Raw genomic sequence first — 24,262 nt, forward strand, 5'->3', positions numbered from 1 at the left:
GCAAAGCCGCATCACGTGACAAAAAAACGACGCGACAATGAATTTATGCAGGATTTATTTCACAGCCATTATTTTGCCCGAACCATTGCGGCGCAATCTGCACCGCAAGGAGGCATTTTTTGTAGTGGCTTTTTACCAGCAACCACCTAATAATGTCAAAATTACAACGAAAATCATAAGCTTCTGATCAATAAGTCAAAATTACAACGCACTCCGGACTCCCAGCCAACAGCCTCGGCGCCAAAGACCCATGCGCCAGGGATGGTTGCAATCGGCCCAAGGGAACCACTGGCGGCATGATCGGTAATATGTCAGCAACATGGGGAGCGGCATGCTTGATGCACAATTCGCCCCCGTACGCCGCTGACCATTGCGGCAAAGACATGCACGGGGATCGACAGTGTGCAGGTGAGACGTAAGCAATCAGGGAACAACCAAGCGGCCATGGACAGACCAGCTACGCAGCGACAAACCGCCCGCAGGCCAAGCAAGCTCGCCTTGCCGGCCGGCACAGCCGGCCAATTCGCCCGCGCAGTGCATCAGCCCTACCCGCGCGACAGACATAGCAGCCATGCCAGGCGCCGCCATCCGGCGATACAGGACAATCCACGCTCGATTCCAGCCAGCCCAGAGAGGACAACCCCATGAGTGCACCTATCAACCACATCGTGTTCATCATCATGGACAGCTGCCGCTATGACTCCTGCGTGGCTGCCAAGACACCGAATATCGAGCGCGTTGGCGAGATCGAAAAGCGTTACAGCTATGCCTCCTGGACGGCGCCGTCGCACTACGCCTTCACCATGGGCATGCTGCCGCACAACACCCCGCGCGAGGTCTATGCCTCCGAGGTGTACAAGGAAGAGTTCGTGCAGTGGGTGACCCGCACCGGGATCACCGATGTGTCGTTCCGCAACTTCATCCCGGAACTGTCGCTGCCCAAGGTGCTCGGCCAACTCGGCTACCGCACGGTGGCGCGCGTATCGATGCCGGTGCTCAACCAGCAGACCGCCATCAACCAGCACTTCGATGACTACAAGCTGATGAGCAACCACAACGACTTCGCCGGCATGGTCGAGGAAATGACCTTCCCCGAGGACGAGCCGCACTACTACTTCCTCAACCTGGGCGAAACCCACTACCCCTACATGCTCACGGACGAAAACCTGCCGCGCATCTCCGGGGTACACGGCGTGTTCAAGACCCTCGGCGGTGAGGCCCAGCACAACGCCGCAGACAGCGAGGCATTCTTCGATCAGGAGCAGATGGAAATGCTCCGCCAGCAGCAGATTCGCTGCGTCGAGTACGTCGATGGACTGATCGGCAAGCTGATGGAGAAAGCCCCGGAAAACACCTGGTTCATCATCACCGCCGACCACGGCGAACTGTTCGGTGAAGATGGCTATTTCGGCCACGGCCCGATCATGCACGAGAAGTGCTTCGAAGTGCCGTTCGTCGAAGGCTTCGCAGGCAAGGCCTGATGACTCAGCCGCTGTTCATCCTGGCGTTGCCGCGATCCTATACCTCATTGATCGCCGGCATGCTGGGCCAGCATCCACAGGCATTCGGGCTGCCCGAGCTGAACCTGTTCACCGTCGATCGCCTGATGGAAATGTGGGACGGCAAGAGTGACGCTGGTTTCGGCAAGTTCCAGCGCCACGGCATCCTGCGTGCGGTCGCCGAGATCTATGCCGGCGAACAGACCAGCAACACCGTGGAAATGGCCAACCACTGGCTGGCCGCGCGGCAGAGCCGTAGCGGTAGCGAGGTTTTCCAGGAAATCTGCCAGGCGATTGCGCCGCTGATGGCCATCGAGAAAAGCCCGGCGCATGTCACCAGCGCGATCTATCTGGAGCGCATCTACGCCGCCTATCCCGATGCCTTTTATATGCACCTGACCCGCCACCCGACCAATCAGGGCAACTCGGTGATGAAGATGCAGGAAGGTGGCTATGCCCTCTCGGTGAACTCGATCGACTACACCGAAAACCAGGCGATCATCGATCCGCAACTGGCCTGGCATGACACCAACCTGAACATCATGGAACTGCTGGAAAAGGTCCCCGAACGGCAGAAGCTGCATGTGCGCGGCGAAGACGTGATGTCCGACCCTCTGGGCAGCCTGGCGGACATCTGCCGCTGGCTGGGCCTGCGCGATGATATCGAGGCACTGGAAGACATGCTGCACCCCGAACAGTCATCTTTTGCCCGCGTCGGCCCGATCAATGCACTGTTCGGCAACGACCCCAATTTTCTGCGCGACCCGGTATTCCAGCCCCATTTACCCAAACAGCCGCCCTTGCGTGCCCCCCTGCCCTGGCGCATCGATGGTGCCTGCCTGAAGGCAGAAGTACAGAAAATGGCCCTGGAATTCGGCTATCAACACTGACTGAGAAGCCCAGCATGCCCACACGCTCGCGCATCGGTAACATTTCTACCCCAGGCCCTCTCGAGGAGCTGCCATCACTGCCGCCGCACCTGCAGGTATTGCGCGACGATCTGCAACAACGCGTGCAGGCACGCCGGGTGCGTAGCCATCTGGAGCGGGAGCTGTCGCACCTCAATGGCAGTCGCGAGATCGCCGGCAGCGTGCGCCTGCTGTTCGACGGCCAGGGCCGCCCTGCGGAAAACCTCAGCCTCAAGGACATCGTCAAATACCGGCAGAAGATCGAAACCGACATCCAGTGGCTGGAAGCCATCCTCATCGAACTGCGCAGCGATCTCTCGGTCGTACGTGAACTGGAAGATGCTGCCCTGGACGTAGCCAGCGTGCAGCAAGCCGAAGAAGACTACTGAGCCGAGATTGACCAAGGAGCTGGCACATGCGCACCACACTGATCAAAACCCTGCTGTCGAGCCTGTTGCTGCTGGCACCCCTGCTGGCAGGGGCCGCCGGCAATGAAGGCCGGCTGTTTGAAATGCAGGTCAACGGCGCCTCCCGTAGCTACAAGCTCTACGTACCGAGCAATGCACAGGGCCCGCTGCCGCTGATGATCGTTATGCATGGCGGGCTTGGTAATGCCGATGACACCGAGCGCACCACCGGCATGAACCGCATCGCCGCCAGCAACCAGTTCATGGTGGCCTACCCCAACGGCACAGGCGCCCGGCTGATGAAGAAGCGCCGCACCTGGAATGCCGGTAAATGTTGCGGCCAGGCCGCCGAGCAGAATGTTGACGATGTGCAGTTCATCCGCAGCATGCTCGGGGATATCGCCAGCCACCATCCCCTGGACCGTTCGCGGGTCTACGCCACCGGCATTTCCAACGGTGCGATGATGGCCTACCGCCTGGCCTGTGAAATCCCCCAGGACATCGCCGCGATCATTCCGGTTTCCGGCACACTGGCGCTCAATAGCTGTGCCGGGGCGAAGAGCGTAGCGGTATTGCATATCCATGGTGCGAAGGACAGCAACGTACCCTATGCCGGCGGCATGGGGGAGAACGCCATCGCCGGCGTGGCCCACCGCTCCGTACCGGAAACCCTGCAGATCATGGCCAAGGCGCATAATTGTGCAGGCTCCAGCGAGCAGGCTCTGCCGGACGGCTCGGAACTGACCAGCTGGAGCTGCCCGAGCCAGGCCGCCGTGCAACTCCGCCTGATCCCCAACGGCGAGCATGTCTGGCCCGGCGGTGACAGTCGGCGCAATCGCAAGCTGTTTGCCGGCAACTTCTCCGCCAGCCAGGCGGCCTGGGACTTTGCCAAACAGTTCCAGAAGAACCGCTGAGCAGCGCCAGACAACGACCGGCATGCCCGTTATAGTCCGTCATGGAACAGGCCTTGCACTGGCCATGGCGGACTTGCAGCGCGCGGGCGCCAGCAGCCGCAGTTAAATCGTTATGCATGCAGAGAATGCCACTATGTCGCAGTTGACCCACCTCGAACGTCTGGAAGCGGAAAGCATCGATATTTTCCGCGAAGCGGTTGCCGAAGCGGAAAACCCGGTGATGCTCTATTCCATCGGCAAGGACAGCGCGGTGATGCTGCATCTGGCGCGCAAGGCATTCTTTCCGTCCCCTCCCCCCTTTCCTCTGCTGCACGTAGACACCACCTGGAAGTTCCAGGCGATGTACGAGATGCGTGAGCGCATGGCCAAGGAATCGGGCATGCAGCTGCTGGTCCACCACAACCCGCAAGCCCAGGAGCAGGGGATCAATCCGTTCAGCCACGGCTCCTCGATGCACACCGACATGTGGAAAACCGAGGGCCTGAAACAGGCCCTGACAGCCCACAAGTTCGACCTGGCCTTCGGCGGCGCGCGGCGTGACGAAGAGAAATCGCGGGCCAAGGAGCGCGTGTTCTCCTTCCGCTCCGCCCAGCATCGCTGGGACCCCAAGGCGCAGCGCCCGGAACTGTGGCGCCTGTACAACGCGCGCAAGCAACAAGGCGAAAGCATCCGCGCCTTCCCGATTTCCAACTGGACCGAGCTGGATATCTGGCAGTACATCTATCTGGAAGGCATTCCGATCGTGCCGCTGTACTTCGCCGCCAAACGCCCGGTGGTCGAGCGCGATGGCACACTGATCATGGTCGACGATGAGCGCATGCCGCTCCGCGAAGGCGAGGTGCCGCAACTGAAAAGCGTACGTTTCCGCACGCTGGGCTGCTACCCACTGACCGGCGCGGTGGAGTCGGAAGCCGACACACTGCCTGGCATCATTCAGGAAATGCTCCTGGCCACCACCAGCGAACGCCAGGGACGGATGATCGACCACGACAGCAGTGGCTCGATGGAAAAGAAAAAGGTCGAGGGTTACTTCTGATGAACGCACACACCCACCTCATCGAAGAGGACATCGAGCAGTACCTCAAGGTGCACCAGCACAAGAGCCTGCTGCGCTTCATCACTTGCGGCAGTGTCGATGACGGCAAGAGCACGCTGATCGGTCGCCTGCTGTACGACGCCAAGGCACTTCTGGAAGACCAGATGAGCGCCCTGGAAAGCGACTCGAAGAAAGTCGGCACCCAGGGCGGCGAACTGGATTTCGCCCTGCTGGTCGATGGCCTTTCCGCCGAGCGCGAACAAGGCATCACCATCGATGTCGCCTATCGCTTCTTCGCCACCGAGAAACGCAAGTTCATCGTTGCCGACACTCCCGGCCATGAGCAATACACCCGCAACATGATCACCGGCGCTTCGACCGCCGACCTCGCGGTGATCCTGATCGATGCGCGCAAAGGCGTGCTGACCCAGACCCGCCGCCACAGCTATCTGGTCTCACTGATCGGCATCAAGCGTGTGGTATTGGCGATCAACAAGCTGGACATGGTCGATTACTCGCAGGAAGTCTTCGAGCAGATCGACGCCGACTACCGCGCCTTCGCCAGCAAGCTGGGCATCGAGCACATCCAGAGCATCCCGCTGTCCGCCCTGCGCGGCGACAACATGACCGGCCCCAGCAGCAACACCCCATGGTATCAGGGCCCGAGCCTGATGCAGCACCTGGAGAGCGTGCCCATCGATGGCGCCCAGGACGATGCGCCCCTGCGCATGCCGGTGCAGTGGGTGAACCGCCCCAACCTGGATTTTCGCGGCTTTTCCGGTCGCATCCTCGGCGGCAGTGTGCGCCCTGGCGACGCAATCCGCGTGCTGCCCTCGGGCAAGATCAGCACAGTAGCGCGTATCGTCACCCTCGACGGCGATCTGGCCGTAGCCACTACCGGCCAGTCCGTCACCCTGACCCTGAGCGACGAGATCGACATCAGCCGCGGCGATGTAATCGCCAGCGCCGATGCGCCCCCGGCAGTCGCCGACCAGTTCGAAGCCACAGTGGTGTGGATGGCCGAGCAGGCCCTGCTGCCAGGCCGCGCCTACTTGGTGAAGATGGGCGCCAGTACAGTCGGCGCGACACTCAGCCCGCCGAAATACCAGATCGACGTCAACAGCCTCGACCAGTTACCCGCCAGAACCCTGGAGCTGAACGAGATTGGCGTCTGCACCCTGAGCCTGGATCGCGCCACCGCATTTGACCCCTACGCGGAAAACCGCGACATGGGCAGCTTCATCATCATCGACCGTTACAGCAACCAGACGGTCGGCGCCGGCATGCTGCACTTTGCCCTGCGCCGCTCGCAGAACATCCACTGGCAAGCCCTGGAAGTCGACAAAGCGGCGCGTGGCCGCCTCAACGGCCACAAGCCCTGCGTGCTATGGCTGACCGGCCTGTCCGGCGCCGGCAAATCGACCATCGCCAACCTGCTGGAGCGCCGCCTGCACGCCATGGGGGTGCACACCTATCTGCTCGATGGCGACAACGTGCGCCACGGGCTGAACAAGGACCTGGGCTTCACCGCGGCGGATCGAGTGGAGAATATTCGTCGGGTCGGCGAAGTTTCCAAGCTGATGGTCGATGCCGGCCTGATCGTTATCAGTGCCTTTATCTCGCCCTTCCGCTCCGAGCGCGAGCTGGCCCGCAACCTGGTCGCAGAAGGGGAGTTCATCGAAGTCTTCGTTGACACTTCCTTGAGTGAAGTGGAGAAACGCGACCCCAAAGGCCTGTACAAGAAGGCGCGACGGGGTGAGTTGAAGAACTTCACCGGGATCGACTCCCCCTATGAGGCCCCGGAAGCGGCGGAGATCCACATCGAAACCAGCCGCCACAGCGCCGAGCAGGCCGCCGATCATATCGTTGAACAGCTGCGCGCCCGCGGCCTGGTGCACTGAAAGTGTGCCGGGCAAATATGCCCGGCAACCCTTTTAGCAATAACCTGGACAGCACCAGCGCGCTGGTGCTTGACACACTTATTGCTGTGGACAAGATCAAGTCATGTTGAACTGTTACAAACCCAGTACACTCTAAAGACCGTAGTGGGTAACAGACAGGCTCTTGTAGTTGCGCGCAATTACAAGCACACCCGTTATAATCCCCCCCATCAACTTCAACAGTTGATCACCTGCTGAAGTTGCTCGATACACCCCGAACCTAGTTCGCCGGCCTTCGGCCCATTGTCGCAATAACGGACAACGGACGAACCCGACGGACACGCCCCCCAGCAGCAACCTTGGATACTCACGTGACGAAAGATGAACTGCGCGTTGAACTAGAACGCCAGGCACAACGTTACAAGGATGTATACGGCGGAGAAGTTATTACCTACGCCGCTCAACCGGACCCCGAGCGCAAACCCTGGCGCAAGAAGCCCAGCCTCCTCGACCAGGCGTTCCAGCAGGAACTGCACAAGATCGAACAGGCCCGGGAAAGCGATTGAAGTGTCTTTGCTAGTGCGGCCATAAACCATAAAGGCGCCTATTGGCGCCTTTATGCCCAGCTCACAGCAGCTTCAGCGACGCTTGCCGCCCAGCAGAGAGCCCATCAGCCCCCGCACCAGCTGTCGACCAATCTGGTTGGCCGCCTGGCGTACGGCAGTCTTCATGACCTGACTGGCGAGACTGCCCAGCAATTCGCCAGCCATACCGCCCAGGCCGCCCGCCTCCGCTCCCTGACCTGCTGCATTCGGCTTGACCGCAGGAGCCTCATCCGCTTGCTGCTGTGCACGCACCATAAGCATTTCATAGGCTGACTCGCGATCAAACGGCTTGTCATAGCGCCCGGCTTGCGGCGAACCGCGCAACAATGCGGCGCGCTCGGCCTCGCTCAAGGGGCCGATACGTGACTGCGGCGGGGCGATAGCCACGCGCTGCACCATGGCCGGCGTGCCCTTCTCCTCCAGGGTGCCGGCCAGCGCTTCGCCAATGCCCAGCTCGGTGAGCACGCTGAGGCTGTCGAACTCGGGATTGGGACGGAAGCCATCGGCCACCGCGCGCAGGGACTTCTGCTCCTTGGCGGTGAAAGCACGCAAACCGTGCTGAATACGCAAGCCAAGCTGGGCCAGCACATCATCCGGCAGATCACTCGGCGACTGGGTCACGAAATAGACCCCCACGCCCTTGGAGCGGATCAGCCGCACCACCTGCTCCAGACGCTCTTGCAGGGCCTTGGGCGTATCGGCAAAGAGCAGATGAGCCTCATCGAAGAACAGCGCCAGCACCGGCTTATCCGCATCGCCCCGCTCGGGCAGTTGCTCGAACAGCTCGGCCAACAACCACAGCAGGAAGGTGGCGTAGACCTTGGGCGCTTCGTGGACCAGCTGGCTGGCATCGAGCAGATGGATGCGTCCGCGCCCGTCTCTATCGGGACGCAGAATATCTTCCAGTTGCAGCGCCGGCTCGCCGAACAGGGCATCGCCGCCCTGTTGCTCGAGGGTCGCCAGGCGCCGCTGCAGGGCCTGTGCAGACGCTCCGGCAAACAGCGCACGATCCTCCCCGAGCAGCTCGGGATGTTCCTTGAGATGGTTGAGCAGCGCCTTGAGGTCTTTCAGATCGAGCAACAGCAAACCTTCGCGGTCGGCGACCTGAAACGCGGCATAGAGCGCCGCCTGCTGGCTATCCGTGAGTTCCAGCAGGTTGGCCAGCAGTAGCGGGCCCATTTCGCTGAGCGTGGTGCGCAGGGGATGGCCACTCTTGCCCGCCACATCCCAGAGTGTCACCGGGTAAGCCTGCGGGCGGTGCTGCAGCCAGGGCATGCCGGCTATGCGCTCGGCCACTTTACCCTGAGGATTACCCGCCGCCCCCAGGCCGCAGAGATCACCTTTGATATCGGCGGCGAACACCGCCACTCCAGCATCGCTGAACAACTCAGCCAGGCGCTGCAGGGTCACCGTCTTGCCGGTACCGGTGGCACCCGCCACCAGGCCATGACGATTAGTCAGGCGCAACGCCTGGGCAATGGGATGACCCAGTGGGTCGGAACCCAATACGAATGAATCGGTTACCGGCATCTTGCCTTCCCTCGGGCTAAAGCTTTACTGCAGTTATGTCGTAATAGGTAGTGTTACCTATAAAGCCGGCGCTTCGTCGAACGGCCACCTACAAGACTGCTGCCAGACCTTACCGGACGCAAGCAACCATGACCCAGAACCTGAAATTCAGCCACAAGATACTGCTAGCCGCCTCCCTGGTGGTAATCGCAGCCTTCTCCCTGTTCACCCTGTACAACGACTACCTGCAACGCAACGTGATCAAGTCCGATCTGGAAAGCGAGCTGCAGAGTCTTGGTGCAGTAACTGCCAGCAACATCCAGAACTGGCTATCCGGGCGCATCCTGCTGGTGGAAAACGTTGCCCAGTCAATCGACAGCGAGACCACGCCCGAAAGCTTGGTGAAAACCCTGCAGCAACGTGCTCTGAGTTCGACCTTCGCCTTCACCTACCTGGGCGCCGCCGACGGTATCTTCACCTCTCGCCCGGAGAGCGATATACCGGCAGACTACGACCCGCGCACCCGCCCCTGGTACAAGGATGCCATGGCGGCTGGCGGCTCCACCCTCACCGAACCCTATGTCGACGTGGCCACTGGCGGGCTGATCATCACCATTGCCACCCCGGCCGGCAGTACCGGCGTAGTGGGCGGCGACCTCAGCCTGAACACCCTGGTCCAGATCATCAACTCGCTGGACTTCGGCGGCATGGGCTATGCCTTCCTGGTCAGTTCGGATGGCAAGATCCTGGTGCACCCGGACAAGGATCTGGTGATGAAGTCGCTCAAGGAGGTCTACCCGCAGAACACCCCCCAAGTCAGCAGTGGTTTCAGTGAAGCGGAGCTGGATGGCGCCCCCCGCCTGCTCACCTTCACCGCCGTCAAGGGCCTGCCCTCGGTGAACTGGTACGTCGGCCTGTCCATCGACAAGAACAAGGCCTATGCCACCCTCAGCGAGTTCCGCGCCTCGGCCATCGTTGCCACGGTGATCGCCGTCGTGCTGATCATGTTCCTGCTGAGCATGCTGATCAGCGTGCTGATGCAACCACTGCGGGTGATGGGCCGGGCCATGCAGGACATCGCCCAGGGCGAAGGTGACCTGACCAAGCGCCTGCATATCCAGAGTCAGGATGAATTTGGCCAACTGGCGAAATCCTTCAACCAGTTCGTCGAGCGCATCCACGCCTCGATCCGCGAAGTGTCCTCGGCCACCCAACAGGTCAACGAAGTAGCCAAGCTGGTGGTCAACGCCTCCAACTCCTCGATGGTCAACTCCGACGAGCAAGCCAATCGCACCACCAGCGTGGCAGCGGCGATCAACGAACTTGGCGCGGCAGCGCAGGAGATTGCGCGCAATGCGGCGCAGGCCTCACATGAGGCTTCCGATGCGCGGCGCCTAGCGGAAGACGGCAGTCAGGTGCTGAAGAAGACCATCTCGGCGATGAATGAACTGTCGAGCAAGATCAGTGCATCCAGCACCAGTATCGAGGCACTCAACAGCAAAACGGTGAACATCGGGCAGATCCTCGAGGTAATCAAGAGCATTTCCGAGCAAACCAACCTGTTGGCCCTGAACGCCGCTATTGAGGCGGCACGCGCCGGTGAAGCCGGCCGCGGTTTCGCCGTGGTCGCCGACGAGGTCCGCAACCTGGCACACCGCACCCAGGAGTCGGCCCAGGAAATCCAGAAGATGATCGAGGAGCTGCAGGTGGATGCGCGCGAGTCGGTCAATACCATGACCGAAAGCCAGCGCTACAGCAGCGAGAGCGTGACCATTGCCAACCAGGCCGGTGAGCGCCTGGGCAGTGTTACTCAGCGCATCGGTGAAATCGACGGGATGAACCAGTCAGTCGCCACCGCCACCGAAGAGCAAACCTCGGTGGTCGAAGCCCTGAACATGGACATCACCGAGATCAACACCCTCAACCAGGAAGGCGTGGAGAACCTGCACGCCACGTTGCGCGCCTGTGGCGACCTGGAGCAACAGGCCAGCCGCCTGAAGCAGCTGGTGGATAGCTTCCGCATCTGAGAGTCTGTTTACGATCTCTTGGCTGTCGGCCATCCTGCGTTAAAAGTGGCCTCAAAATGCTCATTTACAACTTGTAAACTGCGCTTTTTCGGCCACTTTTGCCTTGTCTGGCTCTAATCCAAAAGATCGTAAACAGGCTCTACGCTGCTATTGCGGCTCGGGCGGATCTTCGGCCTGCTCTGCAGGCACCTGCAGAGCCGCCCACAGCTCTGCGGCACCGGGAAACTCGGTGCCGTCCTCCTCACTCAACGCATCCAGGTCATAGCGGCTGGTGCAGCCCTCACCGAGAGTCGGTGGCGGACTGGCCGTGCCGGGCTTGCGAGAGTTGCGCATAGAAACCTCGACGGGCTGATTGCAGCCTTCAGTCAGCGTGGCAGCCCACGTTCGTGCTGGGCAAATTCCTTGACCGCACGCAACACATCATGACAACTGATCTGCCCCAGCAAACGCCCCCCCTCAACCACCGGCAAGCGCCGATGGCCGCCATGCAGCAAGCGCTCGGCCACTTCGATCACGCTCATTTCAGCGGAAATCGTTTCAACCTGCGAGCTCATGTAGGCGCTGACGGTACCACCGGTTTCCTCGAAATAGGCACCGGAGAGTATGCCGCGCAAGCAGTCGGTCTCACCCAGCAGGCCGATCAGACTGCCCTGATCGTCAATCACCGGCGCCCCGGAAATGCGATGTTCGAGCAGCAGGCCGATGGCGCTGTAGAGGTCGGTGTCGCCGTGGAAAGTCACCAGGTGCGTGGTCATGTAGTCACGCACCTTGATTGATTTGAGCATCGCTGAGCTCCTTTGCCGTGAATCCTGATACGGCCACGGCAACCAGACTCAGTCGAACACCACCGTCTTGTTGTCGTGTACCAGTACGCGATCTTCCAAGTGATAGCGTAGCCCACGGGCGAGAGTCATCTTCTCCACATCGCGCCCCAGGCGCACCATGGTCTCGATACTGTCGCGATGGCTGACCCGCACCACATCCTGCTCGATGATCGGACCGGCATCCAGCTCCTCGGTGACATAGTGGCAGGTGGCACCAATCAGCTTGACCCCGCGCAGCGAGGCCTGATGGTAGGGTTTGGCACCGGCGAAAGACGGCAGGAAGCTGTGATGGATATTGATGACGCGCCCGGCAAAGTCCTCGCAAAGTTGCGGCGGCAGGATTTGCATGTAGCGCGCCAGAACCACGGCATCGGCCTGGCAGTCGCCGATCAGCCCCGCCACCTGGGCGAAGGCAGGTACCTTGTCCTGCGGATTGACCGGCACATGGTGGAAAGGAATGCCATGCCACTCGACCATGCTGCGCAAGTCATCATGGTTGGAGATGACGCAGGGGATATCGCAGTCCAGCTCATCACTGTGCCAACGGTGCAGCAAGTCGGCCAGACAATGTGACTCGCGACTGGCCATCAGCACCACACGCTTCTTCTGCGCCGAGTCGGTTACCCGCCACTCCATGGCGAACTCGCGGGCAATCGGGGCAAATGCCTGACGGAAGCCAGCAAGATCAAAGGGCAGCGAATCCGCACGAATCTCATGACGCATGAAAAACCAGCCACTCTGGTTATCTGAGTGATGGCTGGCTTCCGTGATCCAACCGTTATAGGTGGCGAGAAAACTACTGACTTTGGCGACAATGCCAACGCGGTCCGGGCAGGCAATGACCAGCCGAAAAGTGCGCATGGGAAAACTCCAGAAACTTTGCAAGGGCGCCATTCTAGCCAGTGTCCGAGAAAACTTCAGTACTCGCACCAACCCGCCAGCCCTGAGAAGCACACGCACTGCACCTGAGCAATGCCAGGGCTCGCCAACAAAGAGATAATTGACGACCTCGATGCAGCCGTGACCTGCAGACCATGCAGACCTACAGCACAAACCGCATACAATCTGCACAATCCGGGTATTACGACATTCGAGTTACAAGAAGAATGAGTGCATGGAGATATATTGCCTGAAATAACTCGCACAAAACTTTACCCGCGTATTTACTTGATCCAAGTGCCTGTCTATTATTGCTTCACTTCATCATCGTCACTCGCCACCTTACAAGGTAGAAGCACATGTCCCTGATCAACGAATACCGCGCCACCGAAGAAGCCATCAAAGAACTGCAAGAACGCCTGAAGAATCTGTCGCAAGACGACAAGCTGAAAAAAGAGCTGGAATTCGAAGGCAAACTGCGCACCCTGATGGGCGAATATCAGAAATCCCTGCGTGACATCATTGCCCTGCTCGACCCGGAAGCCAAAATGAGCAAGGCTCCGCGCACTACCAAAGCCACTGGCAGCAAACGCGCCCGCAAGGTCAAGCAGTACAAGAACCCGAACACTGGCGAAGTCATCGAAACCAAAGGCGGCAACCACAAGACTCTGAAAGAGTGGAAAGCCAAGTGGGGCGCTGCCGTTGTTGAAGGCTGGGCCACCCTGCTCGGCTAAGGTCGCAAAGAACAATAAAAAATGCCGGCAAATTGCCGGCATTTTTTATTCCCCCGCTTAATTGCCGACGCGACACAGGCCTCAGCCCTGCGGTTCAACCCGCAACATCTGCACATAACCCTGCCACTGCTGCAGCACCTGCTGCTCTGCCGTACTCGCCCGTGGCAACTCTTGCGCCAATGCTTCAGCAAATTGCGCCAGCGTGTTGGGCGCACCGGCCGCACTATTACTCAAGCGCTCCTGACAAAAACGTTCCCAACGTGCAACTTCATTGCTATCGAGCGACTCCGGGAAATTGCGCGCCCGATAACGAAACAACAGCTCGGGCAAGCGTTCGTCACTAAATCCCCAATCACCTTGTGCCAATTGCTGCGCACTCGCCTGACGCACCTGCTCACATAAGCGCCGGTCACGCTCACCCAGAAACCCTGCATACAATTGCTGTTCGGGGTCTGCCACAGTGGCGAACTCTTCCTCGGCATAAATATCTGCCAATTTGGGCTGCCACTGTGCGGAGGCATCGTTCAACAACTTCGCGCGCGCTTGGCACTCCTGCATATTCAATTGCAGACGGGCAATATCCTGCGTACGCAATACATTCAGCGGCGCCACCACCGGACACCTATTGATATGCAGCAGCTTCAGCGGCACCGGTAATTCACCTTCACCCAAATGCTCGCGGCGGGTATAGAGGCGCTCTCGCAGAGTCTGCGCATCCAGTTCCAATAACGGCTGCACCTGCGCCTGCAGGTCACACACGATCAGCGCATTGCGATTACGCGGGTGCCAGGCCAGCGGCAGAACCACGGCCAGGTAGTTGCGCTGGCCGGCAAAACGCCCGGAAACATGCACCAGCGGCTGCAGCAAACGAATCTGCTCCATTACCTTGTGCTTGCTGCGCAGCTGAAACAGGTAGTCGTACAGCTTGGGTTGGCGCTCGCGCACCAGCCGCGCCAGAGCAATGGTTGCGCGAACATCCGCGAGTGCATCGTGGGCCTGGCCATGTTCGATACCATTGGCCACGGTCAACTTCTCAAGCTTCAGCGACACCCGTCCCTCTTCGTCACGCGGCCATTCGATACCCTCCGGACGCAGGGCATAGGCAGTACGCAGCACATCGATCAGATCCCACCGGCTATTACCGTTCTGCCACTCGCGGGCATAAGGGTCATAGAAGTTGCGATACAGGCTGTACCGCGTCATCTCGTCATCGAAACGCAAGCTGTTGTAGCCCGCACCGCAGGTGCCCGGCAGCGCCAGCTCAGCATGAATCCGCGCCATGAACTCGGCCTCGCTGAGGCCCTTCTCCTGCAACACCTGTGGCGTAATGCCGGTAATCCGGCAAGCCGCCGGGTGCGGCAGGATGTCGATGGACAGCCGGCTGTACAGGTTTAGGGACTCCCCGATTTCATTCAGTTCTTCATCGGTACGAATACCCGCCACCTGCAGCGGGCGATCATTGCGCGGGTTGATGCCGGTGCTTTCGTAGTCGTACCAGAAGATGCTTGAGCTCACGGGCGTATTCCATAAATAAGGTCGACTGCAGTCTATCAGGCGCCTATAGCCGATAAAAAACGCGATAAAGCATGATTTCGCTCACGTCGAAGTTCACCGCCGCTTGCTGCATTCCTGACTCTCTCGCTAGGATGCGCAACTGGAATTTCCCCACACCACAAGGACAGTACCCATGAGCGACGTTATCGCCCAGAACCCCTATGCCATGCCGGGCAGTCAATTGCAGGAAGTCTCTGCGCCAGGGCAGGCTCCATCGATTGCCGAAGCACTCAACCGCGGCTACGACTTCTCCATCGGCGATCTGCTGAGTGAAGCCTGGCAGAAAACCAAAGGCACCAAAGGCATCATCTGGGGCGGTTTTCTGGTGTTCTACGCGGCGCTGTTTGCTGCTTCCTTTGTCATGATCATGGTCATGTCGCTGTTTGGCGCCATCGGTGCCGTGGGCATGGCCGGCCTCGCGGATGGCTCTGGTGACGGCCTGCTGGCTGCCGGAGTGTTCGGCTTCGTCCTGATGGGCCTAGCCTTCCTGCTGGTCATGCTGGCAGTGGTCTACCCCTTCGTCGCCGGCATCAACATGGTCGGCATCCGTCAGGCCGCCGGCCAGCCGGTACGCTTTGGCGAAGTATTCAGCCACTTCGGCCGTACCCTGCCGCTGCTCGGCGCCGCGATTCTGATGGGCATCCTGGTCAATCTCGGCTTCATGCTGTTCATCCTGCCCGGCCTGTACCTGGCCGTTGCCTTCATCCTCACCATTCCGCTGATCGTCGAGCGCAAGCTGTCGGCATGGGACGCCATGATGACCTCGTGCAAAGCCATCAATCAGCACTGGTTCAAGGTATTCTTTCTCTACATCGTGCTCGGCATCATCCTGACCATCAGCATGATTCCGCTGATGATCGGCCTGATCTGGACCTTCCCGCTGTTCATCGTTGCGCAGGGCGTGCTCTATCGCACCATCTTCGGTGTACTGCCAGCGCCAGCCAACTGAGTCATCCTGCTACGTTCGGGCTGCCCAGGCAGCCCGATTGCCTTCCCTCCTGCTGCTGGCTAGCATCAGGCTTTCTTCGACGCAGTTGACCGATGCAGCCTACCCCGCCCAGCGTTGCCCATGAACCATCCCGTATCCGCCAACGGCTACTGGATACCCGTCACCATGTGGAAACCCCCGAAGGCATCGATCTGGTCCTGCGCCCGGCTGGCGCCTTGCCGCGCATCTTGGCGTTTGCCATAGACCTGTTGATCCGCGGCGCCATCCTGTTGCTGATGTTCATCATCCTGGGCTTTCTCGGTCAGTTCGGCGTGGGCCTGGGCAGCATCCTGTTTTTCCTGGTCAACTGGTGGTACATGGTGCTGTTCGAGGTCTTGCGCCAGGGCCGTTCGCCAGGCAAACAGATCATGGGCCTGCGCGTGGTGCACGACGATGGCACCCCGGTCGGCTGGGGCGCCTCGCTGACCCGTAACCTGTTGCGTTTCGTCGACATGCTGCCCTTTGGCTACTGCCTGGGCCTGATCAGCTGCCTGAGTCACCCGTCCTTCAAACGCCTCGGCGACCTGGCGGCCGGCACCCTGGTGGTCTACCGGGAGGAAAACAGCAACCGCCCACTGATTCCCGAGGGCGACAGCGAACGTGCGCCGTTCCGCCTGAGTCTTAACGAGCAGCGTGCCCTGCAAGGTTTCGCCGAACGCCAGAGTGGTCTGTCGGCGGCCCGGCGCACCGAACTGGCGGGCATTCTTGCCGAGCCCCTGGACGTACCGGAAGAGCAGGCCGAGGCCCGCCTCAACAGCATCGCTCGCGGCCTGTTGGGGGCAACATGAAACAGCACCTGTTCGAACAACGGCACAGCGCCGACTGGCAGCGCTTCTCTGCCCTGCTGGAGCAACTGGAGCGCGGCAAGGCCGAAGCCAAGGCCTGCGAACACTTCGCCGCCGATTACCGCCACCTCTGTCAGCACCTGGCGCTGGCCGAAGAACGTGGCTACAGCAGTCACCTGATCGACCAGCTGCAGCACCTGGCAATGCGCGGCCACCAGCAGTTCTACCGCCACCGCAGCCATCTCGGTGCACAACTGATCGGCTTCATCCTGGCCGGTTTCCCTCAGCTGGTTCGCCGCGAATGGCGCAGCGTGCTAGCCGCTTGCTTGTTGTTCTTCGGCAGCCTGATCGGCATGGGGCTACTCACCTGGCAGTTCCCCGAGCTGATCTACGGCCTGCTCGATCCGGCCCAGGTCAGCGACATGGAACGCATGTACGACCCGGACGCCCGGCGCATCGGCCGCTTCAGCGAACGCGACGCCGCCGATGACTGGATGATGTTCGGCTTCTACATCATGAACAACATCGGCATCGCCTTTCAGACCTTTGCCAGCGGCCTGCTGTTCGGCCTGGGCAGCCTGTTCTTCCTGCTGTTCAACGGCCTGATGATCGGTGCCGTCGCCGGCCACCTGACGCGCATCGGCTACAGCGAAACCTTCTGGTCATTCGTCATCGGTCACGGCGCCTTCGAACTGACCGCCATTGCCTTTGCCGGTGCCGCCGGCCTCAAACTTGGCTGGGCACTGCTCGCCCCGGGCCGACTGCGCCGCAGCGAAGCCCTGCGCCAGGCCTCCAAACCCAGCATCCAGCTGGTGGCCGGGGTGATTTTTTTCCTGATCATCGCCGCTTTTATCGAAGCTTTCTGGTCGTCGATGACCTACACCACGCCGACCATCAAATTCATCGTTGGCGCCGCCCTGTGGCTGCTGGTCATCGCCTATTTCGTTTTTGCCGGACGCCATCGCCATGCGCCTGACTGACGCCAGCGTCGCCATCCGCCCACGCAACACCTGGGAAGCGCTCGATCTCGGCGTGCTCCTGGCGCAACGCCATGCCGGCCTGCTGATGGCCAGCTGGGCCCTGGTCACCCTGCCGATATTCGCCGTGCTCAGCCTGCTGCTGTGGCAGTACCCGGGTCTGGCCGTATTCATCTTCTGGTGGCTGAAGCCGGCCTGGGAACGCCTGCCGCTGTATATCCTCGCGCACGCCCTGTTCGGTGACACCCCCAGCCTCAAGCAGGCACTCAAGGCCCTGCCCGGCCTGCTCCGCCCGCAGCTGCTGGCCAGCCTGACCTGGCGGCGCTTCAGCCCGACGCGCAGTTTCGACCTGCCAGTGCTGCAACTCGAAGGCCTGTCAGGCGCCGAACGCAGCAAACGCCTGGTCGTGCTCGGCCAGGGCAACAGCGGCAGCGCCACCTGGCTGACCGTGCTCGGCATGCATCTGGAAGGCGTGCTCTGGCTGGGCCTGGCCGGCCTGTTCTATCTGCTGCTGCCACAGCAGGTAGCAATCGACTGGGACTGGCAAAGCATGCTGCAGAAAACCAGCCCCGAGTGGCTATGGCTGGAGCATCTGTCCAACCTGCTCTACGCCCTGATACTGGTGTTCTGGGAGCCGATCTACGTGGCCTGCGGCTTCACCCTCTACCTCAATCGGCGCACCGCCCTGGAAGCCTGGGACATCGAACTGGTGTTCCGCCGCCTGCGCCAGCGCCTGACCGGTAGCGCCTATGCACTGGCTCTGCTCTGCAGTCTGCTGCTCTTCACCCCGGGCCAGGAGGCCTGGGCCGAAAGCCGCAGCGGCAGCTGCCCGGTTCCCGTCGAAGACCCCATCGGCCCGGATGCAGAACGCCTGCTCAAGCAATCGCTGACCAGCCAGGCCGCCCAGGACAGTATCGACAAGCTGCTCGACAACCCGCCATTCGAGAACCGCGAGACGGTCACCCGCTGGCGTATCGGCGACGAACCCAAGAAAGAAACCGAGGAACTGAACAAGGAAGACCTCGAGGGCCTGGCCAAGATCTTCAAAGGTCTCGGCAAGCTGTTCGACTACTTCAAGAGCGTGAGCATAGTCGCGAGCATTTTCGAGGTGCTGCTGTGGACGCTGCTGATCAGCCTGATCGTCCTCCTGCTGTGGCGCTATCGCGAATGGCTGAGCACCTTTGCCAGCCGCATCGGCCTGCCGCAACGGCGCATTCGCGAGATGCCGAGCCAGCTGTTCGGCCTGGAGCTGGCTCCGGAAAGCCTGCCGGACGATGTCGCCAGCGTCGCCGAACGACTCTGGGCCGACCAACCACGCGAAGCCCTCGGCCTGCTCTACCGCGCCCTGCTCAGCCGTCTCCTGCATGATTACCGCCTGCCGCTGAAAGGTTCACACACCGAAGGCGAAGTCCTGCAACTGGTGCAACGCCTCGAACAAACCGAGCTGCATCGTTTCAGCGCCGTACTGACCGGCCACTGGCAGAACCTCGCCTATGGTCATCGCCTGCCTCCGCAAGCGCTCAAGCAGAACCTGTGTGACGCCTGGCGCCGGCTGTTCCCGGCAGGAGCCACGGCATGAACCGCACCACGCGTTTTGCCATGGGCAGCCTGGTGGCACTGGTGATCGGCCTGCTGGCCATCTACGTCCTGAGCCAGCTGCAACCCTACGAAGAGACGATCGAACACGGCCCCGCCCCGGAAGCCAAAGCCGATCCGTTCCTCGCTGCGGAAATGTTCTTGCGCCAACGCAAACTGACCGTAAGCCGCGCCGACGGTATTTCCGTCCTGCGTCAGCTGCCGGCTGCCGGGCAGACCCTGATGCTGCTCAGCGGCCGTGAAGACATGACCCCGCGCCAGGCCCGTCAGGTGCTGGAGTGGACGGCCAAGGGCGGCCACCTGGTGATCGTCGCGGAAAGCATTTGGGACGAAGAGGAAGGCAAGAGCGACGACCTGCTGCTCGACAGCCTGGGTATCCAGCAGCACCTCACCGAAGACCTCGACGCCGAAGAAGCAGGCGACGGCGAAACCAGCGAAGAGCAAAACAGCGACGAGCCCGTCGAGGAAGACCCACTCGACGACGAGGACAGCGCCGCGGAAGAAGACCTCGCCGATGCCGTCGCCGCCCAGGTCGAAGCTGAGGATGAAGACCGCTATCCGGGGCTGACCAAGCTCTACCTGGAGAACGAGGACGCGCCGGCCTACGTCGACTTTGATACCGAATACCACCTGTACGACGCCAAGAACCGCGCCCATGCCTGGGCCAACAGCGGTGAAGCCACGCACATGCTGCAGCTGTACCACGGCGATGGCCTGGTGACCGTGCTCACCGATGCCTGGATCTGGCAGAACGAGAATATCGACCAATACGACAATGCCTGGCTGCTCTGGTACCTGAGCCAGGACAGCAGCGTCACCCTGATCTACAACGCCGTGCGCGACAACCTGCTCAGCCAGTTGCTCGACCACTACCCTGCGGCCCTGACCGCCCTGGGCCTGCTGATCGCCCTGCTGCTTTGGCATGTCGGCCTGCGCCATGGCCCCTTGCAGGGGCAGCCCAGCCATGCCCGCCGGCAACTGGAAGAACACCTGCGCGGCGGTGCCGACTTCCTCCTCCGGCGCAGCGGCCAGAGCCATCTGCTGCACAGCCTGCAGCGCGATATCCAGCGCCGCGCCCGCCACCGTCACCCGGGCTTCGAACGCCTGCCCGTGGCCGATCAGTGGCAAGTGCTCGGGCGCCTTACCCGTATCCCCACCAGCGCCATCAGCCAAGCCATGCGCCCCGCGCCTGCGCAGAAGCTGTCTGCTGCCGACTTCACCCGTCAGGTCGCCAACCTGCAAACCCTCAGGAATGCCTTATGAGCGAACACACGCCGGAACAACCTACGCCCGCTCCTGCCGCTGCGCCAACAGCCCCAGCAGCCCCTGTCGCACCGCCCGCCAGCCCGGCCAGCAACCCGGCCAGCCAACGCCAGCGCGCCAGCCAGATGCTCCAGGCCCTGCGTCTGGAGCTGCAGAAGGCCATGATCGGCCAGACCGCCGTGGTCGACGATGTGCTGACAGCGCTGATCGCCGGCGGCCATGTGTTGATCGAAGGGGTTCCCGGCCTGGGCAAGACCTTGCTGGTACGCGCCCTGGCACGCTGCTTCGGCGGTGAGTTCGCACGTATCCAGTTCACCCCCGACCTGATGCCCAGCGACGTCACCGGCCACGCCGTGTACGACCTGCAGAGCGAGCAGTTCAAGCTGCGCAAGGGCCCGGCCTTCACCAACCTGCTGCTGGCAGACGAGATCAACCGCGCCCCGGCCAAGACCCAGGCGGCCCTGCTGGAAGTCATGCAGGAGCGCCAGATCACCCTCGAAGGCCGGGCCATGGCGGTGCCACAACCCTTCATGGTGCTGGCCACGCAGAATCCCATCGAGCAGGAAGGCACCTACCCGCTGCCGGAAGCCGAGCTGGACCGCTTCATGCTCAAGCTGCGCATGGACTACCCGCAGGCCGATGAAGAAATGACCCTGGTGCGCCAGGTCACCCGCTCGGCCAAGGCCGACATGCTCGAAGTGGCGCCCCTGCGTACCCTGCTGCAAGCCAAGGACGTACTGGCCCTGCAGAAGATCGCCAGCGACCTGGCCATCGACGAGCAGGTGCTCGACTACGCCGTGCGCCTGGCCCGCGCCACCCGCACCTGGCCGGGCCTGGCAATGGGTGCCGGGCCACGCGCCTCAATCGCCCTGGTGCGCGGCGGCCGCGCCCGTGCCCTGCTGCGTGGCGGCGATTTCGTCCTGCCGGACGACGTCAAGGGTTGCGCCCTGGCCGTGCTGCGCCACCGCGTACGTCTGGCCCCGGAGCTGGACATCGAAGGTCTGTCGGTCGACCAGGTGCTGCAGCAGTTGCTCGACCAAGTGCCGGCGCCGCGCCTGTGATGCAACGCCAACCGCTCGTTCGAGGCGCATACCCGGCATGAAACCTTCGCGCCTCCTGCTCAGCCTGCTCGGTGCGCTGCTGGCCCTGGCCATCGTCCTGGGCACGCTGCCGCTGCTCAAGGTCAAGCTGCCGGAAACCCTGCAGCCCCTCTGGTGGGGCCTGCTGCTGGCACTCTTGCTGCTCGCCGCCGTCGATGCCCTGTGGCTGCGCCGCCTGCCCTCGCCGCGCCTGGAGCGCCAGCTGCCGGGCAACCTGCCGCTGGGCCGCTGGAGCGAGGTGCAGCTGACCCTGCATCACGATTACCCCCAGCCGCTGAGCATCGAGCTGTTCGACCACGTGCCCGAGCGCATGGACTTCGAATACCTGCCGCAACGCGTCGAGCTGCGCCCCGGCGAGCAGACCCAGTGCGGCTACCGCGTGCGCCCCTTGCTGCGCGGGCACTTCCGCTTTGCCCGCTGCGAACTCAACCTGCCCAGCCCGCTGCGCCTGTGGCAAGGCCGGCGCTACCTGGAGCTGCCGGGGGAAACCCGCGTCTACCCGGATTTCGCCCGCCTCTATGGTGCCCAGCTGATGGCCGTGGACGACTGGCTCAGCCAGCTCGGCGTGCGCCAGCGCCCACGCCGCGGCCTGGGCCTGGAGTTCCACCAGTTGCGCGAATTCCGCGATGGCGACACGTTGCGCCAGATCGACTGGAAAGCCACCGCGCGCAAACGCACACCGATCGCCCGCGAATACCAGGACGAGCGCGACCAGCAGATTGTTTTCCTGCTCGACTGCGGGCGGCGCATGCGTAGCCAGGACGGCGACCTGTCGCACTTCGACCATGCCCTCAATGCCAGCCTGCTACTCAGCTACGTGGCCCTGCGCCAGGGCGATGCGGTGGGCCTGGCGACCTTCGCCGGCGACCAGGACCAGTACCTGCCGCCGGTCAAGGGCCAGGCGCAGATCAGCACCCTGCTCAACGCCGTGTATGCCCTGGACAGCACCCGCCGACCGGCCGATTACGCCACGGCGATCAATAACCTGCTGGTACGCCAGCGCCGCCGCGCCCTGGTGGTGCTAGTGACCAACCTGCGCGACGAGGACGATGAAGAGTTGCTCGGGGCAGTGAAGCGCCTCAGCCGCCAGCACCGTGTGCTGATCGCCAGCCTGCGTGAGGAAGTCCTCGACCAGTTGCGCCACACCCCGGTGCAGAGTTACGAACAGGCGCTCGGCTACTGCGGCACGGTGAACTACCTGAATGCCCGCGCCGGCCTGCACGAACGCCTGCTGGCCCATGGCATCCCGGTGCTCGACGCCCGTCCGGGCGAGCTGGGGCCGGAACTGGTCGGGCGCTATCTGGCCTGGAAAAAGGCTGGGGTGCTGTAAGGGCCTGTCTCTGACCGCTGAGACTCCCCTCTCCCACTTGCGGGAGAGCACTAACCCTCTCCCCAGCCCTCTCCCGTGAACGGGAGAGGGAGAGGGAGAGGGAGCAAAAGCGATCCGTGCCTGCCCTACACGCCGTTTAGGTGCCGGCAAAAAATCGCAAACAGGTTTCAGTACCAACCGTAGCCCGGATGCAATCCGGGATGGCCGCTCCCGGATTGCATCCGGGCTACGCGAGTCAGCCGATCAGGATGATCGCCCAGACCAAGGCGATCAGGCTAAGCGAAATGAACTGCGCGGCGCTGCCCATGTCCTTGGCATTCTTCGACAAGGGGTGGCGATCCAGGGAAATGCGATCGATCGCCGCCTCCACCGCCGAGTTGAACAGCTCGACGATCAGCGCCAACAGGCCCACCGCCACCATCAGCGCGCGCTCCACCGGGCTGACATCCAGCCAGAAGGCCAGGGGCACCAGCACCACGTTGAGCAGCACCAACTGACGGAATGCAGCTTCACCGGCGAAGGCAGCGCGCAGGCCGTCCAGCGAGTAGCCGGCGGCATTGAGGATACGTTTCAGACCGGTCTGGCCCTTGAATGGCGACATTGCATGACTACCTGAGAAAGACTGCGCCAAAGCCTGGGGCCGGAGCCGTCAAAAATACGTGAAGGGTAGCAGTGTCACTGCCCCGGAATCGATTCCATCTGCTGCAGCAGTAGCGCCGCCTGAGTACGGGTACGTACGCCGAGCTTGCGGAAGATGGCGGTGACATGCGCCTTGATGGTTGCCTCGGAAACACTCAACTCATAAGCAATCTGCTTGTTCAGCAGGCCCTCGCAGACCATGGTCAGCACGCGAAACTGCTGCGGGGTGAGACTGGCCAGGCCAGCGCTGGCTGCCTTGGCCTCGGCCGACACGCTGGCCGCTTCGGCCGTCAACGCCGGCCACCAGACATCGCCGTCGAGCACCTGGCGTACCGCCTGCTGGATGGTTTCCAGCGAACTGGACTTGGGAATGAAGCCACTGGCGCCGAACTCGCGCGAACGCGCCACCACGGCGGGTTCTTCCTGTGCCGAGACCATCACCACCGGCACCTGCGGGTACTGCCCGCGTAGCAGCACCAGGCCGGAAAAACCGTAGGCACCGGGCATGTTGAGGTCGAGCAGGACCAGGTCCCAGTCGCTCTTCTCACCCAGGCGGGTTTCCAGTTCGGCGATGCTGGCCGCTTCCACCAGCCGCACATCCGGGCCCAGGCCCAGGCTCAAGGCCTGCTGCAGGGCGCTGCGGAACAAGGGGTGATCGTCAGCGATAAGGATTTCGTAAACGGCCATGGAATTCCCTGTTGTTGTTGTGGGCCTGGCAGCAAGCGGCGCCAAGCATGCCCAGCCCTGACGGGGTGGTCAAGTCGCGCGCTTTGCGGCAAAGTCGCGGCTTTTTACTGCCGAGACAGAC

At 61.9% G+C, this 24,262-nt stretch carries 23 protein-coding genes; 16 read left to right on the plus strand and 7 right to left on the minus strand.

What is annotated here, in order from left to right; all coding sequences use genetic code 11:
- The first annotated feature begins 644 nt into the window (after nt 1–644).
- The 7 genes from HNE05_RS15010 to HNE05_RS15040 all read left to right on the plus strand — a co-directional run bounded on the left by HNE05_RS15010 (nt 645) and on the right by HNE05_RS15040 (nt 7,210).
- Nucleotides 645–1,481: a sulfatase-like hydrolase/transferase gene (locus tag HNE05_RS15010; RefSeq protein WP_173208823.1), complete on the plus strand. Its 837-nt coding sequence runs from the start codon at nt 645–647 to the stop codon at nt 1,479–1,481.
- Nucleotides 1,481–2,389, plus strand: a complete 909-nt coding sequence (locus HNE05_RS15015) for a sulfotransferase family protein (RefSeq protein WP_173208825.1) — start codon at nt 1,481–1,483, stop codon at nt 2,387–2,389. Before HNE05_RS15010 ends, HNE05_RS15015 begins: the two co-directional genes overlap by 1 nt.
- Before the next feature lie 14 nt (nt 2,390–2,403).
- Nucleotides 2,404–2,796, plus strand: a complete 393-nt coding sequence (locus HNE05_RS15020) for a hypothetical protein (RefSeq protein ID WP_173208827.1) — start codon at nt 2,404–2,406, stop codon at nt 2,794–2,796.
- Nucleotides 2,797–2,822: 26 nt separating this feature from the next.
- Nucleotides 2,823–3,728 carry an extracellular catalytic domain type 1 short-chain-length polyhydroxyalkanoate depolymerase gene (locus tag HNE05_RS15025; RefSeq protein ID WP_173208829.1) on the plus strand — a complete coding sequence of 302 codons (906 nt, stop codon included), beginning with the start codon at nt 2,823–2,825 and terminating at the stop codon, nt 3,726–3,728.
- 112 nt (nt 3,729–3,840) lie between these two features.
- Nucleotides 3,841–4,764: a sulfate adenylyltransferase subunit CysD gene (cysD, locus tag HNE05_RS15030; RefSeq protein ID WP_219637198.1), complete on the plus strand. Its 924-nt coding sequence runs from the start codon at nt 3,841–3,843 to the stop codon at nt 4,762–4,764.
- Nucleotides 4,764–6,665, plus strand: a complete 1,902-nt coding sequence (gene cysN / locus HNE05_RS15035) for a sulfate adenylyltransferase subunit CysN (protein ID WP_173208834.1) — start codon at nt 4,764–4,766, stop codon at nt 6,663–6,665. The genes cysD and cysN overlap by 1 nt, the downstream gene beginning before the upstream one ends.
- Nucleotides 6,666–7,015: 350 nt before the next feature.
- Nucleotides 7,016–7,210 carry a hypothetical protein gene (locus tag HNE05_RS15040; protein WP_173208836.1) on the plus strand — a complete coding sequence of 65 codons (195 nt, stop codon included), beginning with the start codon at nt 7,016–7,018 and terminating at the stop codon, nt 7,208–7,210.
- A gap of 72 nt (nt 7,211–7,282) precedes the next feature.
- On the opposite strand, the gene HNE05_RS15045 is transcribed toward HNE05_RS15040, so the two are convergent.
- A complete protein-coding gene (locus tag HNE05_RS15045; protein WP_173208838.1) occupies nt 7,283–8,779 on the minus strand; it encodes a helicase HerA-like domain-containing protein in 1,497 nt (498 codons plus the stop codon).
- Between the two features lie 128 nt (nt 8,780–8,907).
- Between HNE05_RS15045 and HNE05_RS15050 the strand changes: the two genes are divergently transcribed.
- Nucleotides 8,908–10,785 (plus strand): methyl-accepting chemotaxis protein, encoded by a 1,878-nt coding sequence (locus HNE05_RS15050; protein WP_173208840.1) that lies wholly within the window; start codon nt 8,908–8,910, stop codon nt 10,783–10,785.
- A gap of 147 nt (nt 10,786–10,932) precedes the next feature.
- On the opposite strand, the gene HNE05_RS15055 is transcribed toward HNE05_RS15050, so the two are convergent.
- The 3 genes from HNE05_RS15055 to purU are packed head-to-tail and all read right to left on the minus strand — an operon-like array spanning nt 10,933 to nt 12,470.
- Nucleotides 10,933–11,118, minus strand: a complete 186-nt coding sequence (locus HNE05_RS15055; protein WP_173208842.1) for a hypothetical protein — start codon at nt 11,116–11,118, stop codon at nt 10,933–10,935.
- 32 nt (nt 11,119–11,150) lie between these two features.
- Complete coding sequence (locus HNE05_RS15060; RefSeq protein ID WP_173208844.1) at nt 11,151–11,570, minus strand: CBS domain-containing protein; 420 nt, start codon at nt 11,568–11,570, stop codon at nt 11,151–11,153.
- Nucleotides 11,571–11,618: 48 nt separating this feature from the next.
- Complete coding sequence (purU, locus tag HNE05_RS15065) at nt 11,619–12,470, minus strand: formyltetrahydrofolate deformylase (protein WP_173208846.1); 852 nt, start codon at nt 12,468–12,470, stop codon at nt 11,619–11,621.
- A gap of 377 nt (nt 12,471–12,847) precedes the next feature.
- Here purU and mvaT point away from each other — a divergent pair, with 377 nt between their 5' ends.
- Nucleotides 12,848–13,222: a histone-like nucleoid-structuring protein MvaT gene (gene mvaT / locus HNE05_RS15070; RefSeq protein WP_173208848.1), complete on the plus strand. Its 375-nt coding sequence runs from the start codon at nt 12,848–12,850 to the stop codon at nt 13,220–13,222.
- An 81-nt stretch (nt 13,223–13,303) separates the two neighbouring features.
- Here the strand turns inward: mvaT and sbcB are convergent, their stop codons facing one another.
- The gene (gene sbcB / locus HNE05_RS15075; RefSeq protein WP_173208850.1) at nt 13,304–14,737 is read right to left on the minus strand and encodes an exodeoxyribonuclease I; all 1,434 of its coding nucleotides are present in this window, start codon (nt 14,735–14,737) and stop codon (nt 13,304–13,306) included.
- 172 nt (nt 14,738–14,909) lie between these two features.
- Between sbcB and HNE05_RS15080 the strand changes: the two genes are divergently transcribed.
- The 7 genes from HNE05_RS15080 to HNE05_RS15110 all read left to right on the plus strand — a co-directional run bounded on the left by HNE05_RS15080 (nt 14,910) and on the right by HNE05_RS15110 (nt 22,815).
- Complete coding sequence (locus tag HNE05_RS15080; RefSeq protein WP_173208852.1) at nt 14,910–15,725, plus strand: DUF2189 domain-containing protein; 816 nt, start codon at nt 14,910–14,912, stop codon at nt 15,723–15,725.
- Between the two features lie 92 nt (nt 15,726–15,817).
- Nucleotides 15,818–16,552 (plus strand): RDD family protein, encoded by a 735-nt coding sequence (locus HNE05_RS15085; protein WP_173208854.1) that lies wholly within the window; start codon nt 15,818–15,820, stop codon nt 16,550–16,552.
- Complete coding sequence (locus tag HNE05_RS15090; RefSeq protein WP_173208856.1) at nt 16,549–17,529, plus strand: stage II sporulation protein M; 981 nt, start codon at nt 16,549–16,551, stop codon at nt 17,527–17,529. Before HNE05_RS15085 ends, HNE05_RS15090 begins: the two co-directional genes overlap by 4 nt.
- On the plus strand, nt 17,516–19,105 hold the full coding sequence (locus tag HNE05_RS15095) for a DUF4129 domain-containing protein (RefSeq protein WP_173208858.1): 1,590 nt from the start codon (nt 17,516–17,518) through the stop codon (nt 19,103–19,105). Before HNE05_RS15090 ends, HNE05_RS15095 begins: the two co-directional genes overlap by 14 nt.
- Nucleotides 19,102–20,385, plus strand: a complete 1,284-nt coding sequence (locus HNE05_RS15100) for a DUF4350 domain-containing protein (RefSeq protein WP_173208860.1) — start codon at nt 19,102–19,104, stop codon at nt 20,383–20,385. The genes HNE05_RS15095 and HNE05_RS15100 overlap by 4 nt, the downstream gene beginning before the upstream one ends.
- Nucleotides 20,382–21,446 carry an AAA family ATPase gene (locus tag HNE05_RS15105; protein ID WP_173208862.1) on the plus strand — a complete coding sequence of 355 codons (1,065 nt, stop codon included), beginning with the start codon at nt 20,382–20,384 and terminating at the stop codon, nt 21,444–21,446. Before HNE05_RS15100 ends, HNE05_RS15105 begins: the two co-directional genes overlap by 4 nt.
- A 37-nt stretch (nt 21,447–21,483) precedes the next feature.
- Nucleotides 21,484–22,815, plus strand: coding sequence for a DUF58 domain-containing protein (locus HNE05_RS15110; protein WP_173208864.1), 1,332 nt, complete (start codon nt 21,484–21,486; stop codon nt 22,813–22,815).
- Nucleotides 22,816–23,050: 235 nt separating this feature from the next.
- Here HNE05_RS15110 and HNE05_RS15115 read toward each other — a convergent pair whose 3' ends face one another.
- Both HNE05_RS15115 and erdR read right to left on the minus strand, forming a co-directional pair.
- Complete coding sequence (locus HNE05_RS15115; RefSeq protein ID WP_173208866.1) at nt 23,051–23,416, minus strand: diacylglycerol kinase; 366 nt, start codon at nt 23,414–23,416, stop codon at nt 23,051–23,053.
- A gap of 74 nt (nt 23,417–23,490) precedes the next feature.
- Nucleotides 23,491–24,141 carry a response regulator transcription factor ErdR gene (gene erdR / locus HNE05_RS15120; protein WP_173208868.1) on the minus strand — a complete coding sequence of 217 codons (651 nt, stop codon included), beginning with the start codon at nt 24,139–24,141 and terminating at the stop codon, nt 23,491–23,493.
- Between the last annotated feature and the right edge of the window lie 121 nt (nt 24,142–24,262).

This window comes from Pseudomonas campi (assembly GCF_013200955.2).
Taxonomy (GTDB): domain Bacteria; phylum Pseudomonadota; class Gammaproteobacteria; order Pseudomonadales; family Pseudomonadaceae; genus Aquipseudomonas; species Aquipseudomonas campi.

Excerpts from the sequence above, each read along its gene's own strand:
- erdR (WP_173208868.1), bottom strand. The coding sequence starts at position 24,141 with ATGGCCGTTTACGAAATCCTTATCGCTGACGATCACCCCTTGTTCCGC.
- HNE05_RS15095 (WP_173208858.1), top strand. The coding sequence starts at position 17,516 with ATGCGCCTGACTGACGCCAGCGTCGCCATCCGCCCACGCAACACCTGG.
- HNE05_RS15105 (WP_173208862.1), top strand. The coding sequence starts at position 20,382 with ATGAGCGAACACACGCCGGAACAACCTACGCCCGCTCCTGCCGCTGCG.
- purU (WP_173208846.1), bottom strand. The coding sequence starts at position 12,470 with ATGCGCACTTTTCGGCTGGTCATTGCCTGCCCGGACCGCGTTGGCATT.
- HNE05_RS15110 (WP_173208864.1), top strand. The coding sequence starts at position 21,484 with ATGAAACCTTCGCGCCTCCTGCTCAGCCTGCTCGGTGCGCTGCTGGCC.
- mvaT (WP_173208848.1), top strand. The coding sequence starts at position 12,848 with ATGTCCCTGATCAACGAATACCGCGCCACCGAAGAAGCCATCAAAGAA.
- HNE05_RS15045 (WP_173208838.1), bottom strand. The coding sequence starts at position 8,779 with ATGCCGGTAACCGATTCATTCGTATTGGGTTCCGACCCACTGGGTCAT.
- HNE05_RS15080 (WP_173208852.1), top strand. The coding sequence starts at position 14,910 with ATGAGCGACGTTATCGCCCAGAACCCCTATGCCATGCCGGGCAGTCAA.
- HNE05_RS15060 (WP_173208844.1), bottom strand. The coding sequence starts at position 11,570 with ATGCTCAAATCAATCAAGGTGCGTGACTACATGACCACGCACCTGGTG.
- HNE05_RS15020 (WP_173208827.1), top strand. The coding sequence starts at position 2,404 with ATGCCCACACGCTCGCGCATCGGTAACATTTCTACCCCAGGCCCTCTC.
- HNE05_RS15050 (WP_173208840.1), top strand. The coding sequence starts at position 8,908 with ATGACCCAGAACCTGAAATTCAGCCACAAGATACTGCTAGCCGCCTCC.
- cysN (WP_173208834.1), top strand. The coding sequence starts at position 4,764 with ATGAACGCACACACCCACCTCATCGAAGAGGACATCGAGCAGTACCTC.
- cysD (WP_219637198.1), top strand. The coding sequence starts at position 3,841 with ATGCATGCAGAGAATGCCACTATGTCGCAGTTGACCCACCTCGAACGT.
- HNE05_RS15100 (WP_173208860.1), top strand. The coding sequence starts at position 19,102 with ATGAACCGCACCACGCGTTTTGCCATGGGCAGCCTGGTGGCACTGGTG.
- HNE05_RS15055 (WP_173208842.1), bottom strand. The coding sequence starts at position 11,118 with ATGCGCAACTCTCGCAAGCCCGGCACGGCCAGTCCGCCACCGACTCTC.
- HNE05_RS15015 (WP_173208825.1), top strand. The coding sequence starts at position 1,481 with ATGACTCAGCCGCTGTTCATCCTGGCGTTGCCGCGATCCTATACCTCA.
- HNE05_RS15025 (WP_173208829.1), top strand. The coding sequence starts at position 2,823 with ATGCGCACCACACTGATCAAAACCCTGCTGTCGAGCCTGTTGCTGCTG.
- HNE05_RS15115 (WP_173208866.1), bottom strand. The coding sequence starts at position 23,416 with ATGTCGCCATTCAAGGGCCAGACCGGTCTGAAACGTATCCTCAATGCC.
- HNE05_RS15085 (WP_173208854.1), top strand. The coding sequence starts at position 15,818 with ATGCAGCCTACCCCGCCCAGCGTTGCCCATGAACCATCCCGTATCCGC.
- HNE05_RS15090 (WP_173208856.1), top strand. The coding sequence starts at position 16,549 with ATGAAACAGCACCTGTTCGAACAACGGCACAGCGCCGACTGGCAGCGC.
- HNE05_RS15010 (WP_173208823.1), top strand. The coding sequence starts at position 645 with ATGAGTGCACCTATCAACCACATCGTGTTCATCATCATGGACAGCTGC.